This is a genomic window from Pseudomonas sp. KH_024_B2, assembly GCF_057839965.1.
Genome location: NZ_CM174502.1, coordinates 3134262 through 3149817, shown reverse-complemented (window position 1 = coordinate 3149817; position 15556 = coordinate 3134262). Strand labels below are relative to the sequence as shown.

Annotated in this window: 11 protein-coding genes; 2 read left to right on the top strand and 9 right to left on the bottom strand. The window is 59.3% G+C overall.

Features of this window, described 5'->3' with window-relative positions:
* Window positions 1–140 precede the first annotated feature (140 nt).
* The 3 genes from phaC to phbB form a co-directional block, all read right to left on the bottom strand.
* Entirely contained in the window at window positions 141–1844 is a 1704-nt protein-coding gene (gene phaC, locus AC3I0A_RS14760; protein ID WP_489372639.1) for a class I poly(R)-hydroxyalkanoic acid synthase, read from the bottom strand.
* A 163-nt stretch (window positions 1845–2007) separates the two neighbouring features.
* Window positions 2008–3186 carry an acetyl-CoA C-acetyltransferase gene (locus tag AC3I0A_RS14755; RefSeq protein ID WP_489372638.1) on the bottom strand — a complete coding sequence of 393 codons (1179 nt, stop codon included), beginning with the start codon at window positions 3184–3186 and terminating at the stop codon, window positions 2008–2010.
* A 64-nt stretch (window positions 3187–3250) separates the two neighbouring features.
* Window positions 3251–3997, bottom strand: coding sequence for an acetoacetyl-CoA reductase (gene phbB / locus AC3I0A_RS14750; RefSeq protein ID WP_489372636.1), 747 nt, complete (start codon window positions 3995–3997; stop codon window positions 3251–3253).
* Between the two features lie 270 nt (window positions 3998–4267).
* Here phbB and AC3I0A_RS14745 point away from each other — a divergent pair, with 270 nt between their 5' ends.
* Complete coding sequence (locus tag AC3I0A_RS14745) at window positions 4268–5386, top strand: AraC family transcriptional regulator (protein WP_489372635.1); 1119 nt, start codon at window positions 4268–4270, stop codon at window positions 5384–5386.
* A 193-nt stretch (window positions 5387–5579) separates the two neighbouring features.
* On the opposite strand, the gene AC3I0A_RS14740 is transcribed toward AC3I0A_RS14745, so the two are convergent.
* A complete protein-coding gene (locus tag AC3I0A_RS14740) occupies window positions 5580–8015 on the bottom strand; it encodes a DUF3141 domain-containing protein (protein ID WP_489372634.1) in 2436 nt (811 codons plus the stop codon).
* Between the two features lie 252 nt (window positions 8016–8267).
* On the opposite strand from AC3I0A_RS14740, the gene phaP reads away from it, so the two are divergent.
* Window positions 8268–8831: a TIGR01841 family phasin gene (phaP, locus tag AC3I0A_RS14735; RefSeq protein WP_489372632.1), complete on the top strand. Its 564-nt coding sequence runs from the start codon at window positions 8268–8270 to the stop codon at window positions 8829–8831.
* Between the two features lie 35 nt (window positions 8832–8866).
* Here the strand turns inward: phaP and phaR are convergent, their stop codons facing one another.
* The 5 genes from phaR to AC3I0A_RS14710 form a co-directional block, all read right to left on the bottom strand.
* Window positions 8867–9388: a polyhydroxyalkanoate synthesis repressor PhaR gene (gene phaR / locus AC3I0A_RS14730; protein WP_489372631.1), complete on the bottom strand. Its 522-nt coding sequence runs from the start codon at window positions 9386–9388 to the stop codon at window positions 8867–8869.
* 338 nt (window positions 9389–9726) lie between these two features.
* Window positions 9727–11499 carry an acyl-CoA dehydrogenase C-terminal domain-containing protein gene (locus tag AC3I0A_RS14725; RefSeq protein ID WP_489372630.1) on the bottom strand — a complete coding sequence of 591 codons (1773 nt, stop codon included), beginning with the start codon at window positions 11497–11499 and terminating at the stop codon, window positions 9727–9729.
* A gap of 87 nt (window positions 11500–11586) precedes the next feature.
* Window positions 11587–13257 (bottom strand): cation acetate symporter, encoded by a 1671-nt coding sequence (locus AC3I0A_RS14720; RefSeq protein ID WP_489372629.1) that lies wholly within the window; start codon window positions 13255–13257, stop codon window positions 11587–11589.
* Window positions 13257–13583 carry a DUF485 domain-containing protein gene (locus AC3I0A_RS14715; protein ID WP_489372628.1) on the bottom strand — a complete coding sequence of 109 codons (327 nt, stop codon included), beginning with the start codon at window positions 13581–13583 and terminating at the stop codon, window positions 13257–13259. Before AC3I0A_RS14715 ends, AC3I0A_RS14720 begins: the two co-directional genes overlap by 1 nt.
* A 125-nt stretch (window positions 13584–13708) precedes the next feature.
* On the bottom strand, window positions 13709–15331 hold the full coding sequence (locus AC3I0A_RS14710; protein WP_489372627.1) for an acyl-CoA synthetase: 1623 nt from the start codon (window positions 15329–15331) through the stop codon (window positions 13709–13711).
* Between the last annotated feature and the right edge of the window lie 225 nt (window positions 15332–15556).

Here is a 15556-nt window from a genome sequence, read left to right as displayed (position 1 = left end):
GTCCAGGGTCCGGACAGTCGATGCTCCTGCATCAGCTCTTTGGCCTGGGCGAAAAAAACGCGAACCCGATTAAGGTTCGCGTTAAGGGGGAGGTCAGGTGCAGAGCAGTTTTACGCTGAACAGGCTGCCAAAGCAGTCCTTCATTGCTTCACATAACTGCCTGGCGCCGGCTCCAGCGCCGGGTATTTGTCATTGCCGATCTCGGTGATCGCAGGCTGGCGCTCACCGGCGTGTCCGGCCAGCCAGTTGAACCAGTCATTCCACCAGCTTCCAGGTTGCTGTTCGGCATTCTTGAACCAGGTGTCCGGGTTTTTCGTGACCCGATTGTTGGTCCAGTAATGGCGTTTCTGCTTGGCAGGCGGATTGATCACGCCGGCGATATGCCCGGACGCGCCCAGTACAAAGCGCTTGGTCCCGGAGAGCAGGTTGGTGCTGGCGTAGGCACTCTTCCAGGGCACGATATGGTCGTCATGGGTCGCAAGGATATAAGCGGGAGCGTCAATTGCACGCAAATCCACCTTGGCTCCACAGCACTCCAGCTCACCTGATTTCAGGTCGTTCTGCAGATAGGTGTGGCGCAGGTACCAGCAGTACATCGGGCCTGGAAGGTTGGTGCTGTCGTTATTCCAGAACAGCAGGTCAAGCGGGATCGGCTTCTGCCCCTTGAGGTATTTGTCGACGTTGTAGTTCCACCACAGATCGTTGGGGCGCAGCAGGGAGAACGTATTGCCCATGTCCTCGCCCTTAAACAGACCGATGGGGCCATCCTGGCCGCCGATGGTGCGCTCGCGGTAGGCCACCAGTTCTTCGTCGACGAATATGTCGATCGGACCGGTATCCAGGTAATCAAGGAACGTGGTCAACAGGCTGACGCTGGCAATCTCACGGTCGCCGCGCGCCGCCAGTACCGCCAGCGCTGTGCTCAACAGGGTGCCGCCGATGCAGAAGCCCACGCAATTGAGTCGCTGTTCGCCACTGATCTCGCGGGTCACTTGCAGTGCGTTGATCACCCCGCGCTCGATCAGGTCATCCCAGGTGGTGCCTGCGTGTTCCTGGTCGAAGTTGCGCCAGGACATCAGGAATACCGGATGTCCCTGTTCCAGCAGATGGCGGACCATCGAGTTGTCCGGACGCAGATCGAGAATGTAGTACTTGTTGATCGCCGGCGGTACGACGAATACCGGGCGCTTGTACTGGGTTTCGCTTTGCGGGTAGTACTGAATGAGCTGGAACAGTTCATTCTCGAAGACGACTTCGCCGGGGGTGTTGGCCAAGTCGACGCCCACCTTGAAGGCGCCGCTATCGCACTGGCGCATCTTGCCTTCATGCAGGTCGCTGGCCAGATGCTGCAGACCGGTGATCAGACTGGCACCTTTGGTCTCAACCACGCGCTGGAGGGCATCCGGGTTACTTGCCAGGAAATTGCTTGGTGCATTGGCGGCGATGGCTTGCTCCACCAGATAGCGCAGGCGTTGGCGCGGTTTCTTGTCTTCGATCAGCAGCGTATCGAGCAATTTCAGGAGAAAGCTGGAGTTGAGCAAATAGAAGGCGGCGAGGGAGCCGAACAGTGGCTGGCTCCAGTTACCGCTGGCGAAACGTCGATCATCGAAGCTGAAGGGTTGACCGGTCAGCAGCTGTTGGCCGAGTTGACCCCATTGAAGCTGGTAGTCCGCCTGCAGACTATCCAGTGTTTCGCGAGGCAGCTCGAACCAGGCGCTGTGCTCGTGCCCGGAAAACCAGGGGTTGGTGCTGACCCATACGCGCAATTGTTGCACCGCAAAGGAAGCGATGAATGGAACCTGGCCTGACCAGTAGGTAGTGAATGTATGCGCGTTGTTGTCCATAGAGCTCCTTGCTCACCGAAATGAGCCGGGCAAAAAAATAAGCCGCGCTTTGCAGGTTGATTCCGGCAAAGCGCTGGCAGAAATGCGAGCAGCACTGTTTGACGTCAGATGCGCGGAGCAAGGATTTTCCCTGCCCGCGCATTGGCTATCGAGTTAGCTTTGGTTAGCGCTCGATGGCCAGGCCGACGCCTTGTCCGCCGCCGATGCACAAGGTGGCCAGACCTTTTTTGCCGTCGCGACGGATCAGCTCGTGAACCAGTGACACCAGGATCCGGGCACCCGAGGCGCCGATCGGATGGCCAAGGGCAATCGCGCCGCCATTGACGTTGACTTTGCTGGCGTCCCAACCCAACTCTTTGCCTACCGACAGCGCTTGAGCGGCGAACGCTTCATTGGCTTCGATCAGGTCCAGGTCCTCGATGCTCCAGCCGGCCTTTTGCAGGGTCAGACGTGTAGCCGGGACCGGGCCGATGCCCATGATCGACGGGTCCACACCAGCACTGGCATAGGCTTTGATCCGCGCCAGAACCGGGAGGCCCAGGGCCTGGGCTTTGGCGGCGCTGGCCAGCAACAGCACGGCAGCACCATCGTTGAGGGTCGAAGAGTTGCCGGCGGTCACGCTGCCGTCTTTCTGGAAGGCCGGCTTGAGTTTCGCCAAGGCTTGCGCGGTGCTGTCGATACGCGGCTGTTCGTCGGTGTCGAAGACCAGCGGATCGCCCTTGCGCTGAGGAATCAGGATCGGGGTGATTTCGCTCTTGAAGCGTCCTGCCTCAATGGCGGCTGCGGCCTTTTGTTGCGAGGCGGCGGAGAAGGCATCCTGTGCTTCGCGAGAGATCTCGTACTTTTGCGCCAGGTTCTCGGCGGTGATGCCCATGTGGTAGTCGTTGAAGGCGTCCCACAGGCCATCCTGGATCATGCTGTCCTGCAGTTGCGCATGGCCCATGCGCAAACCGGTGCGTGCCTTGGGCAGCACATAGGGGGCCAGACTCATGTTTTCCTGACCGCCGGCGATCACCAGCTCCGCGTCGCCGCAACGGATCGCCTGGACGGCGAGCTGGACGGCCTTGAGGCCGGAGCCGCAGACCTTGTTCAGGGTCAGGGCAGGGGTGGTATGTGGCAAGCCGGCCTTGATCACTGTCTGGCGGGCCGGGTTTTGCCCAGCGCCGGCGGTGAGCACCTGGCCGAGGATCACTTCATCTATCTGGGCTGCATCGATACCCGTCTGCTCCAGCAGCTGGCGAATCACTGCGGCACCGAGTTCGGTCGCGGGAATTGCAGACAAGGCACCCTGGAAACTGCCGATGGCGGTACGAGTGGCGGCAACGATTACGACTTCGTTCATGCATGACCTCATAGGAAAGACAAAATTCGTCGAACAAACCAGGGCGTTCATGCCCTGGTTGGGGTTACTGCATGTTCATGCCGCCGTTTACCGAGAAGTCGGCACCGGTGCTGTAGGCGGACTCATCGGAGGCCAGCCAGGCGACGATCGAGGCGATCTCTTCGGGTTGGCCAAGGCGACCGACCGGTGTTGCCGCGATCATGCCGTCGAGAATGTCCTGGCGGATTACCGCGGTCATGGCGGTCTGGATGTAGCCAGGGGAAACGGTGTTGACGGTCACGCCCTTGCCGGAAACTTCCCGGGCCAGTGCCATGGTGAAACCATGGATGCCGGCTTTGGCGGCGGAGTAGTTGGTCTGACCGAACTGGCCGCGCTGGCCGTTGATCGAGGAGATGTTGATGATCCGCCCCCAACCCTTGGACAGCATGCCTTCAATGACCTGCTTGGTGGTGTTGAACAAGCCCGTCAGGTTGGTCCCGATCACTTCGTTCCAGTGTTCCGGGGTGAGCTTGCGAAAGGAGGCGTCGCGAGTGATGCCGGCGTTGTTGACCAGCACGTCGACCGGGCCGAAGTGTTCGCGCAGCAGTTCAAAGGTTTTGCTGGTTGATTCCCAGTCAGTGATATTGGTTTCGACGCATTCGAACTTGAAACCAGCCTCCAGTTGGGTCGCCAGCCAGTCATTCTTGCGGCTGGAATTGGCGCTGCAGACTACGATTACCTTGAATCCATCCTTGTACAAACGTTGGCTGATTGCTGTGCCAATACCGCCCATGCCACCTGTTACCACTGCTATGCGATTACCAGTTTCCATGCAATTTCCTTATCTGTTGCGCTGCAAGATGAAGAGATTGTTCAGGATCGACAGGTCGTGAGGAAGTGTTGGTCGGTGACTGTTTGGTGTCCAGAGGTGCCATCTAGACCTTTCGGCGGGTCGCGAAAAAATGAATGGCACCTATACTGGATCAATACTTGAATTGTAAGGAATGGTTAACATACGTTCGATATAGTTAAGGTTTGTTCAACGCTGATCAGTAATGGCCTCGGACGGGACGTTCGGTTTCACAGGTTATTGGGGGACTCCATGTATAGAATGAGCTCGGGTTATGCCAGCGTGCTGGTGAATACGATCCTGGCTCAAGGACTGGATGCTGCCAGTCTGTGTCAGGAGGTTGGATTGGACATGCCGCTCGCGAGTAAACCGGGAGCGTTCTGCGATCGAAGTGCTATCTACCGTCTATGGAACCTGGCAGCTCAGGTCTCTGGCGATCCGGACATCGGTTTGAAGGCCTATGGGAATTTCCATCCCAGTAATATTCAGATCGTCGGCTACACCATGATGTCCAGTTTGAATCTGAAAAAAGCCCTCGAACGGCTGGTTCGTTTCAGCCCGCTGATTGGCACCGGATTCAGCCTTTTCTTTGTTCGGGAGCAGCAGCATTACCGCTTGGCCTGCTTCGATCATCATCAGCGCGGCTCGGTCAAACCCCGGCAATACACGGACGCCGGACTGGCTTCATTGCTGGGCTTCTGTCGTTGGCTGACGGGTGGCAACTTACCGCAACCACTGTGTATGGAGTTCTCCTACCCGGAACCTGCGGACACCTCGGAGCACCAGCGAATTTTTGGCTGTCCGCTACGTTTCGGCGCTGCCTATGACAGTATTTTGTTTGATGGGCAGGAGCTTCTGCGTCCTTTGAGTATGGCCAACGAAGAGTTGGCCGTACTCCATGACAGTTTTGCCGAGGCTCAACTGGACCAGTTGTTCGGCTTGTCCATTGTTGGCAGGATTCGCGCGCTGATCACCGAGCGTATGAGCCAGGGGCAAGGGCATGATATGGAGTCGATAGCGGCAGCATTGAATATCAGCAAGCGCACGCTGCAACGAGCCCTCGAGAAGGATGGCACGCAATTCAAGGATGTCCTGAACGATATGCGCCGACAGTTTGCCGACTTTTATCTGCGCCATTCCAATTTCAACATGAAGCATGTGGCTTACCTGCTCGGCTTTCACGACCACAGCAGCTTCCATAAGGCGTGCACCCGCTGGTTCGCCATGACGCCCGGCCAGTATCGAGCCGATGAGTCGTTGCTTGTGGTCGAGGAGATTGCGCCGATCCGACCCATGAACCCAGTTGATCTGCGCAACAATCAAAAGATCGCAGGCTTCGCCAGTTCCTACGCCGAGCGGATGCACCGGTAATCCCTTGTGAATGTTCATTGGGGCTTGGGGTAATGTCGGTAAGTTAAGAAAGCGACGAAGATCCTGTGGGAGCGTGGCTTGCCCGCGAAGAACGATGACGCGTAATGCCTGAAAAACCGCGGTGTTTTCTTCGCGGGCAAGTCGGATCGCCGCACCGCCGCTCCCACAGGTTCTGCGCCTTGACTTATCGGCATTAGGGCTTGGGACCTTTTGACTTTTTGCTCGCTTTACGCTTTGGGGCTTTAGCCTCGATGGCGGGGGTGGGCGTTGGTGTGATCTCCGGCGGCAGTATTGCCGCAAGCGGGGATGGTTCCAGAGGTGTCTCTTTCTGGATAGTGTCCGCTTCACCAGGCGGTTGGGTCAGGCTAAAGCCTGGCAGGGGGACTTCGAGTAGCGCGTGCAGTTCGCGCCAGAATTCCCCTTCAACTCCAGCAATTGTCAGCAGTTCGGGCATCAATTGCCCAACGGCTGCGAGGACCTGTTGGCGTGCCTTGGTGTCCGGCAGTAGCAAGGGCAGGCTGCGCAAGCTTTCTTGCGGGTGGGCAAAAACCAGCAGGTTCTGCAATCGGATGGCTTCGCGCAGGGCCGCAGGCTCATTGCTGTAGTCCTGGACCAGCAGGTGCACCTGCTGGATCAGTTTCTCGATGCTTTCCTTGCCCGCCTTGTCGCTGTCGCGGCCCAGCAGAAACAGAATCCGCACCAACGCTTCCAGGGGGCCGCCATGGGGCAGTGCATCCTGCAGGCGTTCGATCAGGGCTTTGTCCTGCAGGTCGGCATGTTCCTGAAGATTTCGCGCAGGCTCGCGGTCGATGAGGCTGCTCAGTGCGCCATACACACCGTAGAAACACAGTTCCTGCGCTGCGTCCCGCACATCACGATAAGCGTTCAGGGCGTCTTGCATCTGGTTGGAAAACAGGTCTTGCCATGCCAGCAGCGGGTTGTCCTTGCGTGCGGGATGACGATCACCGCTCACCCGGGAGGCGGTCCCGGCCAACCACCACAGCGCCGGATTCAGGCTGCTCCATAGCACTTGCTGCTGATGGAAGGGGTGCGTCCTGCGCATCAGTTCGGCAACGGGCTCGTTGACTATCTGGCGTAGCCACGGACGTATGAACCCGTCGTAAAACGTGCTGTTGATTTCAGAGGCACGCTCCACCAGAGTGAATTCGCGATCGTCATCACGGGGCGGCTCGCCGTCATCATGGATATCGGCGATTCGCCTTGATTCGAAACGCACGCCATATTGCGTGCCGTCGGTCCCTCCGACAGCGGGCAGATCGTCGATCAGCATTTCATACAGTCCTGCCGGCAGCGCAGTAATGGCTTCGACTGCGCCGAGCAACCCACGGTGTTCACGCCGGGCAACCTTGCCGGAAACGAAGATGCCCAGATGGCCGATGCTGGCGTGCCGCAGGTAGACGATGGTTCGTCCGGCGTCATGCAAAGCGAGATCGCTGGGATAGACATCGGCGATCCAGTTCAATGCCTGCTGTGGTGGGGTGATGTTGTCTCCATAGGAGCAGAACACCACCACCGGTACTTCGATCCGCTTCAGGTCAATGCCGGAGCTCTTGCGGCCAAGGCCGCCGGACAGCTGGTTGCCGATGAAAAGGTCGTCGACAATCATCTCGATTTCTTCGCCATTGAGCAGGGTCGGGCTGCCCCACCAGCGTTCGAAGTCGAGAAAGCGCGCAGCCTCGCTGTCGACCTGGCTGAACAACTGGTAGTACTTGCCCCAATAGGTGTTGGCCGGGTCCAGGTTCTCGAAATTGCTGACCAGCCAGGTGCCGTCGAAACGGTCATTGCCCAGATCGCTGCCCAGGCGAGCCATCCAGCCTCCACCCAGCAGGCCGCCGCTGTAGCGCATCGGATTGCGTCCGTTGAGACCAGCCCAGTACGACAAGGGAGCACCATTGATGATGATCAATCCCGGCAGTTCCGGCCGTGTTGCCGCCAATCCCATCAAGGCCCAGCCTGCCTGGCAGTTGCCAATGACGATCGGCTTGCTGCTGGCTGGGTGAAGGGCGCTGACGACTTCAATGAACCTTGCCTGGGCTTCGACGATATCCGCCAGGGTTTGCCCAGGCTTTGGGGAATGACTGAAAGAGATGAAGTAGGTCGGGTGGCCGGCTCTGAGGCTTTCGCCTAATACCGAATCCTGTTTGAAACCACCGATTCCCGAACCGTGGCCGCCGCGCGGGTCAATGATGATCACCGGTTGGCCGTTGCTGTCGATCCTGTGCTCTGGCCCGGGGAGAATTCGCAACAGTGAATAGTTGACCGGGCGCGGGAGATCGGCGCCTGCGATCAGGGTTTCATGATCGAACTTGAGCAGCAGCGGATACCCGGCGCGTTCATGGGCCAGCGTATTGTCGCCGCGCTGGCGCAGAGTGTCCCAGAACAGCAGGCTGCGTTGACCGAGGTCGGCGAAGTATTCCTGCCAGTCAGCGGGCGTGGGTTGTCTGAGTTGACCCTGGTTCAGCGGCGCGAGGGTTTTTTCCTGGCGCTGGCGCAGGGCGTCGAGAACGTTCTGGGTATTGAGGCGCTGCAGATGACTCAGGTGTTCGAACAGGCCGCGTTGAGAGGAGAATCTGTCATATTGCGATGCAATAATATCTTCCTGGCCCATGGTGATCTCCTGGCTTTATGCATGAGAAGCAGCTCGCCTGCAGCTCATCATTAAAGAGAGCATGGCTGAGCGTTCGCCTTTCAGGAGTCTATAGCGAATGGCAGCGGTCGGTGAGAAAACTTTGTGCGGTGCACAAAAAAACATTGCCAAACGAATTTGTGCACTGCAATATCAAGGCTAACGCGATGACCGGCAGGATCGCTATCGCGTCCTCAGGCCCATGTCGGCCTTTCAGAATCAGGAGATTCAAGCATGACTTTTTTCAATGCGGAAAAATTGCAAGACGCTCAGAAAGCCAACCTGGACCTGCTGCAGCAAATCAGCGGCAAAATTTTCTCCAGCGTTGAACAGCTCAGCCAGTTGCAGTTCAAGACACTGCAGGCTTCCACCGAGGAGCAGTTCGACGGTTTCCGCAAGCTGCTGGCAGTCCGTGATCCACAAGGGTTCGCCGAGTTGCAGGCTTCTTTCATCCAGCCGAATGTGCAAGCCGAACGTCTGGCTGAGTTCAACCGTCAGGTGCAAGCGCTGATTGTTGGCACCCAGTCGGAAATCGCCAAACTGACCACACGTCAGGTCGAGGCAGGCACCCAGCAGGTACAAGAGTTCGTTGAAGTGATCAGCAAGAATGCACCGGCTGGCTCCGAGCCTGTTGTGGCCGCGTTCAAGTCGACTCTGGCGAATGCCGGTACCGTGTTTGAAAGTGCACAGAAAGCTGTAAAACAGGCTACTGACGTTGCCCAGAGCGGTTTCGAAGCAGCGACTGCCGCCGCCGGGAAAACCGCGCCAGAGACTGGCAAGGCAAGCGGTAACAAATAAGTCACATTAGAACGGTTGCACCGATGGCGATGGGTTTACTCCCCATCGCCATTTTTTTTCGGCCCACCACCGGCGCCTGGCGTGCCACCGAACAGGCCGAAAAGATTCTGCGTGTTCAGGTAGAGCGCCTTGGACTGGTCGACATACTGGCGCATCAAATCCTGCATGACCGGTGCCTGCTGGTGCATGAACTCGCTCCAGGCCTCGGAGGATTGCGCGCCGGTCTGGGACTGGACGTCGATGACCGTCTGGATGCTTTTATCCAGGTAGCTGCCGAGAACGCCCTGGTAGGGACCGTAGAACTGGATGATCCCCATGAGCATTTCGCTGGAGAAGATCGGCTCGCCGCCACTTTCGGCTTCCAGAATGACCTGCAGCAAAATACTTCGGGTCAGATCCTCGCCGGTCTTGGCGTCGACCACCTCGAACGGGATTTTATCGACGACCAGTTGGCGTATATCCGCAAGGGTCAAATGACTGCTGGTATGCGTGTCATACAGACGGCGATTCGGGTACTTCTTGATCAGACGGGTAATGTTCCGACTGTTATCTGTCATGCGGGCTACTCACAGCAAGCCTGATTAGCAGGCATCTTATCCTACTCTGACCACTGCGGCAGTTTGGTGTTGCGGGAGGGGCGTGTGCAGACTTACGCGGTTCCCGCCTCGAGCTTTCAGGGCTCGATATTCGGGGGAATACTTCGAAAAAGACGCGTCGGGCGCAAAACCTGTGGCGAGGGAGCTTGCTCCCGCCGGCCGGTCCGCGCTCGGGCGCAGCAGCCGTAAAACCGGCAGATGCTTTCTACCTGACGAATTGCGGCGGCTGGTTTTAGGGCCGCTGCGCGCGAGCGCGGACCGGCCGGCGGGAGCAAGCTCCCTCGCCACAGGTTCAATCGTCAGAACTGTTCGGCGCTCAGGCCATACAACGACGCACTGCCAGCCCGAATACACTGTTCCAGGCTCAATATCCGCGGTAGCAGGCGGTTGAAGTAGCAGTCGGCGGTGGCGATTTTCGCGCCATAAAAAGCTTCGTCTTCACTGCGTTTTTGCTCGGCCACCTGAGCCATGCGCGCCCAGAGCCAGGCGTAGGCGACGTAGCCGAACAGGTGCAGATACTCCACCGAAGCGGCGCCGATTTCGTTGCGGTTGGTCGCGGCCTGGTCTTGCAGCCAGTCGCTGAGGTTTTCCAGACGCTGCACGGCGTCGAGCAGTGGCTTGGCGTAGATGGCATCGGGCTGGCCGGCGAACGCGCGGATCTCGCCGGTGAACTGACGCAGAGCAGCGCCGTTATCGGCGAGCACTTTGCGCTCGAGCAAGTCCAGCGCCTGAATGCCGTTGGTGCCTTCGTAGATCTGCGCAATGCGCACATCGCGCACCAGTTGTTCCTGACCCCATTCGCGGATGTAGCCATGGCCGCCGAGTACTTGCTGGCCGTTGATGCAGCTTTCCAGGCCGGTGTCGGTAAAAAACGCCTTGGCCACGGGAGTGAGCAGCGCGACCAGGGTTTGGGCAGTGTTCCGTTCTTGCGCATCGTTGGAAAACCTGGCCAGGTCCAGTTGCTGCCCGACATAACTGGCGAAGGCGCGACCACCTTCGGTCATGGCTTTCATGCTGAGCAGCATGCGGCGCACATCGGGGTGGACGATGATCGGGTCGGCAATCTTGTCTTTGGCAATGGCTCCGGTGGGCGCGCGGCTCTGAATGCGTTCGCGAGCGTAGGCGACAGCGCTCTGATAGGACGCCTCGGCGCAGCCGATCCCCTGAATACCGATGGACAGGCGCTCGTAGTTCATCATGGTGAACATCGCCGCCAGGCCTTTGTTGGCTTCGCCGACCAGCCAGCCGCTGGCACCGTCGAAGTTCATCACGCAGGTGGCCGAGGCCTTGATGCCCATCTTGTGTTCGATCGAGCCGCAGCTCACGGCGTTGGCATTGCCGAGGGAGCCGTCGGCGTTGATCAATACCTTGGGCACCACAAACAGCGAAATGCCTTTGGGCCCGGCCGGCGCATCCGGCAGTTTGGCCAGCACCAGGTGGATGATGTTTTCGGTCAGGTCCTGATCGCCGCCAGTGATGAAAATCTTGCTGCCGGTGATGTTGACGCTGCCGTCGGCCTGAGGTTCGGCGCGGGTGCGGATGATCCCCAGATCGGTGCCGGCATGGGCTTCGGTCAGGCACATGGAGCCCGCCCAGCGACCTTCATACATCGGCGGCAGGTAGAGATTTTTCAGCTCTTCGCTGGCGTGGGCATCGATCGCCAGGCAGGCGCCGGAACTCAGTGCCGAGTACAGGGCGAAGCTGGAGTTGGCGCCGTAGAGCATTTCTTCGAATTGCACGGCAAGCATCTTGGGCATGCCCAGACCGCCGAATTCCGGGTTACCGGAAAGACCCACCCAGCCGCCCTCGATGTAGGTGGCATAGGCCTGCTTGAAACCGCTTGGCGTGCTGACCTGACCTTCGTGCCACTGCGCGCCTTCCTCGTCGCCGCTGCGGTTCAGCGGCGCGATCAGGTGTGCGGTGACCTTGGCCGCCTCATCGAGAATGGCGTCGGCGGTGGCGGCGTCGACACTGTCAGCCAGAGCGGGCAGGCGCGCCCACAAGGCCGGGGCGTCGAACACTTCATGCAGGACAAAGCGCATGTCGCGCAGTGGGGCGTTGAATTCGGGCATAACGTGAACCTCGTTGTGACGGGTTGTGACGGTTTTGACAGTGGTGCGATGGGCACGGCGTCGCTGGCGCGGGCCGTGCCCTGTAGATCAATGACTGGAGGCGCTGGCTATGCCGAGGCCGGTCTGTGCTCGCACGAACTGGTCGGCGTAGGCATCACGCTCCTTGTCCGCCCGCACGCTGCGGTCGAGTTTCGACACCACGACTATCACCAGGAAGGCCAGCGGCATGGAGAACAGTGCCGGATGGTCGTAGGGGAAAATCGCCTTGGCGTGGCCGAGCACGGTGACCCATACCGCTGGCGAGAGGATCACCAGCACCAGCGCGCAGACCAGCCCGGCGAAACCGCCGATTATCGCGCCCTTGGTGGTCAGGCCTTTCCAGTACATGGCCATGATCAGCACCGGGAAGTTGGTCGAAGCGGCGATGCCGAAGGTCAGGCCGACCAGGAACGCGACGTTCATCTTCTCGAACAGGATGCCCAGCAGGATGGCGATGACGCCCAGTGCGACTGTGGCCATACGGGTCACTCGCATCTCTTGCTTCTCGGTAGCCTTGCCTTTCTTGAAGACGGTGGCGTAGAGGTCGTGGGAAATCGCCGAGGCACCGGCCAGGGCCAGACCGGAAACCACCGCGAGGATAGTGGCGAAGGCCACCGCCGAGAGGAAGCCGAAGAACAGGTTGCCGCCCACGGCCTTGGCCAGGTGCATGGCGACCATGTTGCCGCCGCCAATCAAAGTGCCGCCCACTTCGCCGTTGACGTAGTACTGCGGGTCGGTACCGATAATGACCATCGCCGCAAAGCCCAGGGTGCAGACCACCAGGAAGAAGAAACCGATGAAGCCGGTGGCGTAGAACACCGATTTGCGGGCTTCCTTGGCGTTCGGCACGGTGAAGAAGCGCATCAGGATGTGTGGCAGGCCGGCAATGCCGAATACCAGACCGAGGGACATCGAAGCGGTGTTGATCGGGTCGGCGAGCATCGCGCCGGGGCCCATGATGTTCCAGCCGCTGGCGTGGGCCTGGACGGCTTTGGCCGCCAGTGTCTCGTAGCTGAAGCCGAACTGCGACATGGCCATGACCGCCAGGGTGGTGCCGCCGGCGAGCAGCAGCACGGCCTTGATAATCTGCACCCAGGTGGTGGCGATCATGCCGCCGAAGATCACATACACCAGCATCAGCGCGCCAACGATCACCACCGCCACCGGATAGTCGAGGCCGAACAACAGCTTGATCAGCTGGCCGGCGCCGACCATCTGCACGATCAGGTAGCAACACACCACCGTCAACGAGCCAAACGCGGCGAAGATGCGGACCTTGTTCTGATCCAGGCGATAGGAAACGATGTCGGCGAAGGTGTAGCGCCCCAGGTTGCGCAGGCGCTCGGCCATCAGAAAGGTAATAATCGGCCAGCCGACGAAGAAGCCGATGGTATAGATGAAGCCATCGTAGCCCTTGGCGAACACCAGGCTGGAAAGGCCCAGCAGGGTAGCCGCGGACATGTAGTCACCGGCAATCGCCAGACCGTTCTGGAAACCGCTGATGCCACCGCCAGCGGTATAGAAATCCGCGGTGGATTTGGTTTGGCGCGCAGCCCACAGGGTAATCAGCAGGGTGCCCAGAACGAACACGAAGAACATGCCAATGGCATGCAGGTTCAGCGGTTGTTTTTCCACCGCGCCCAGTGTCGGTGCTGCGAGTACCACGCAGGCGAACAGCAGGCCCGCGGCCGCGAGGACCAGCTTACGGAGCATGCTCATCACTTGCTCTCCTCGAGAACTGCCGCGCCCAGTGCATCGAAACGGGTGTTGGCGCTATGGACGTACCAGCCGGTGAGTAGCCAGGAGAACACGATGATCGCCGCGCCTACCGGCATGCCGACGGTCATCAGGCTTTGGCTGGCGAGCGGCGCATGCAGCCACTGCGGAGCAAAGGCCACCACCGCCATGAACACGTAGTAGGTGCCCAGCACGGCGGCACTCAGCGACCAGGCCAGGCGTGAACGACTCTTCACCAGCTGGAGGAATTTCGGGTTGGTCCGGATGCGTTCACAACGCTGGGTATCGGTTGAATGAATGTCGCTCATTGTGGGCTCCACCTTTGTTTTTGTTGTCGATGTGTGGGGGCGGGGCGGGTGCCTGGCCGATTTCGGCGTGCACAACCCCAAAGCGGCAGGTGAAACGCCTGCCGCAGTTCAAATCAATGTCGGGGTTAGAGGTTTTTGGCCATTTCCCGCAGCACGTACTTCTGGATCTTGCCGGTCGAGGTCTTCGGCAGCTGGGTGAAGACCACGGTGCGCGGCAGCTTGAATCCAGCCAGGTGTTCGCGGCAGAAACTGATGATGTCGGCTTGGCGGATATCCTGGTGATCGGCCTTGAGCGTGATGAAGGCGCAGGGCGTTTCGCCCCATTTCTCATCGGGACGGGCGACCACTGCCGCTTCCATTACGGCTGGATGGCGGTACAGCACACCTTCCAGTTCGATGGTGGAGATGTTCTCGCCGCCCGAAATGATGATGTCCTTGAGCCGATCCTTGATCTCGACATAACCGTCGGGATGACAGACCGCCAGATCGCCGGTGTGGAACCAGCCGCCTTCGAAAGCTTCGGCAGTGGCGGTAGGGTTCTTCAGGTAGCCCTTCATCACGGTATTGCCGCGCATGAAGATTTCACCGATGGTCAGACCGTCGCGCGGAGTTGGTTCCAGTGTCGTCGAGTCGGCCACCATCACGCCTTCCAGTGTCGGGTAGCGCACGCCTTGGCGGGACTTGATCTGCGCCCGTTCCTCCAATGGCAACTTATCCCACTCGGCATGCCAGGCGCAGAGTGTCACCGGACCATAGGTTTCGGTCAGGCCATAGACGTGGGTGACCTTGATGCCCATTTCTTCCACGGCACCGATCACTTTGGCCGGTGGCGCGGCGCCGGCGACCATGGCGTTGACCGGGTGATCGATGGCCGCCTTCGCCGACTCCGGCATGTTGACCAGCGCGTTGAGCACGATCGGCGCAGCGCACAGGTGAGTGACCTGGTGCTCGCGGATCAGCGTGAGGATTTTCTGTGGATCGACGCGGCGCAGGAATACATGCACGCCCGCCAGGGCGGTGACGGTCCATGGGTAACACCAGCCGTTGCAATGGAACATCGGCAGCGTCCAGAGATACACCGGATGGTTGCCCATCGCCCAGGTCATCTGGTTGCCCAAGGAGTTCAGGTAGGCACCGCGATGGTGATAGACCACGCCTTTGGGGTTACCGGTGGTGCCTGAGGTGTAGTTCAGCGAGATGGCTTGCCATTCATCGTCCGGCCATTGCCAGGCGAATGCCGGGTCGCCTTCGGCCAGCAGCGCTTCATAGTCGAGATCGCTGACCGCCTGACCTTCACCGTATTCCGGATCGTTGACATCGATCACCAGCGGCGGGTGATCCAGCATGCCGATAGCCGCATGAATCACATCATGGAACTCGCGATCGGTAATCAGTACCTTGGCCTCGCCATGCTGCAGCATGAAGGCAATGGCTTCGGCATCCAGCCGCACGTTGAGCGGGTTGAGCACGGCGCCAATCATCGGCACGCCGAAGTGCACTTCAAGCATCTCGGGGATATTGGGCAGCATCACCGCCACCGTGTCGTTCTTGCCGATGCCGCGACCGGCCAGCGCCGAGGCCAGGCGCCGGCAGCGGGTGTAGGTCTGCGCCCAGGTACGGCGAATCGAGCCATGGATGACGGCGGGATAATTTGGGTAAACGCTGGCGGTGCGTTCGAGGAAGCTCAGTGGAGACAAGGCAATATGGTTGACAGCCGTAGGGGCTAGCCCTTGTTCGAAGATCGACATGTACGGTTACTCGGTGGCTGATTGTTAGCTCTATAGGTGACCTTGCTGCGTACGCCGCAGAGGTCAACTTTTATGTCCGGTGTGCTTTATATAACATTCAGCATTCAATATGGAAGTACAACCTGAGTAGTATAGTATATATACTATATTAAATTCTCTACTGACTAAATGACTGCAGTCATCCCCCCGAGGCCGGTATATGCTTGGTTTCCCTGACAAAGTGGA

Coding starts and splice junctions, on each gene's coding strand:
- phaC (WP_489372639.1), bottom strand. CDS start 1,844: ATGGACAACAACGCGCATACATTCACTACCTACTGGTCAGGCCAGGTT.
- AC3I0A_RS14755 (WP_489372638.1), bottom strand. CDS start 3,186: ATGAACGAAGTCGTAATCGTTGCCGCCACTCGTACCGCCATCGGCAGT.
- phbB (WP_489372636.1), bottom strand. CDS start 3,997: ATGGAAACTGGTAATCGCATAGCAGTGGTAACAGGTGGCATGGGCGGT.
- AC3I0A_RS14745 (WP_489372635.1), top strand. CDS start 4,268: ATGTATAGAATGAGCTCGGGTTATGCCAGCGTGCTGGTGAATACGATC.
- AC3I0A_RS14740 (WP_489372634.1), bottom strand. CDS start 8,015: ATGGGCCAGGAAGATATTATTGCATCGCAATATGACAGATTCTCCTCT.
- phaP (WP_489372632.1), top strand. CDS start 8,268: ATGACTTTTTTCAATGCGGAAAAATTGCAAGACGCTCAGAAAGCCAAC.
- phaR (WP_489372631.1), bottom strand. CDS start 9,388: ATGACAGATAACAGTCGGAACATTACCCGTCTGATCAAGAAGTACCCG.
- AC3I0A_RS14725 (WP_489372630.1), bottom strand. CDS start 11,499: ATGCCCGAATTCAACGCCCCACTGCGCGACATGCGCTTTGTCCTGCAT.
- AC3I0A_RS14720 (WP_489372629.1), bottom strand. CDS start 13,257: ATGAGCATGCTCCGTAAGCTGGTCCTCGCGGCCGCGGGCCTGCTGTTC.
- AC3I0A_RS14715 (WP_489372628.1), bottom strand. CDS start 13,583: ATGAGCGACATTCATTCAACCGATACCCAGCGTTGTGAACGCATCCGG.
- AC3I0A_RS14710 (WP_489372627.1), bottom strand. CDS start 15,331: ATGTCGATCTTCGAACAAGGGCTAGCCCCTACGGCTGTCAACCATATT.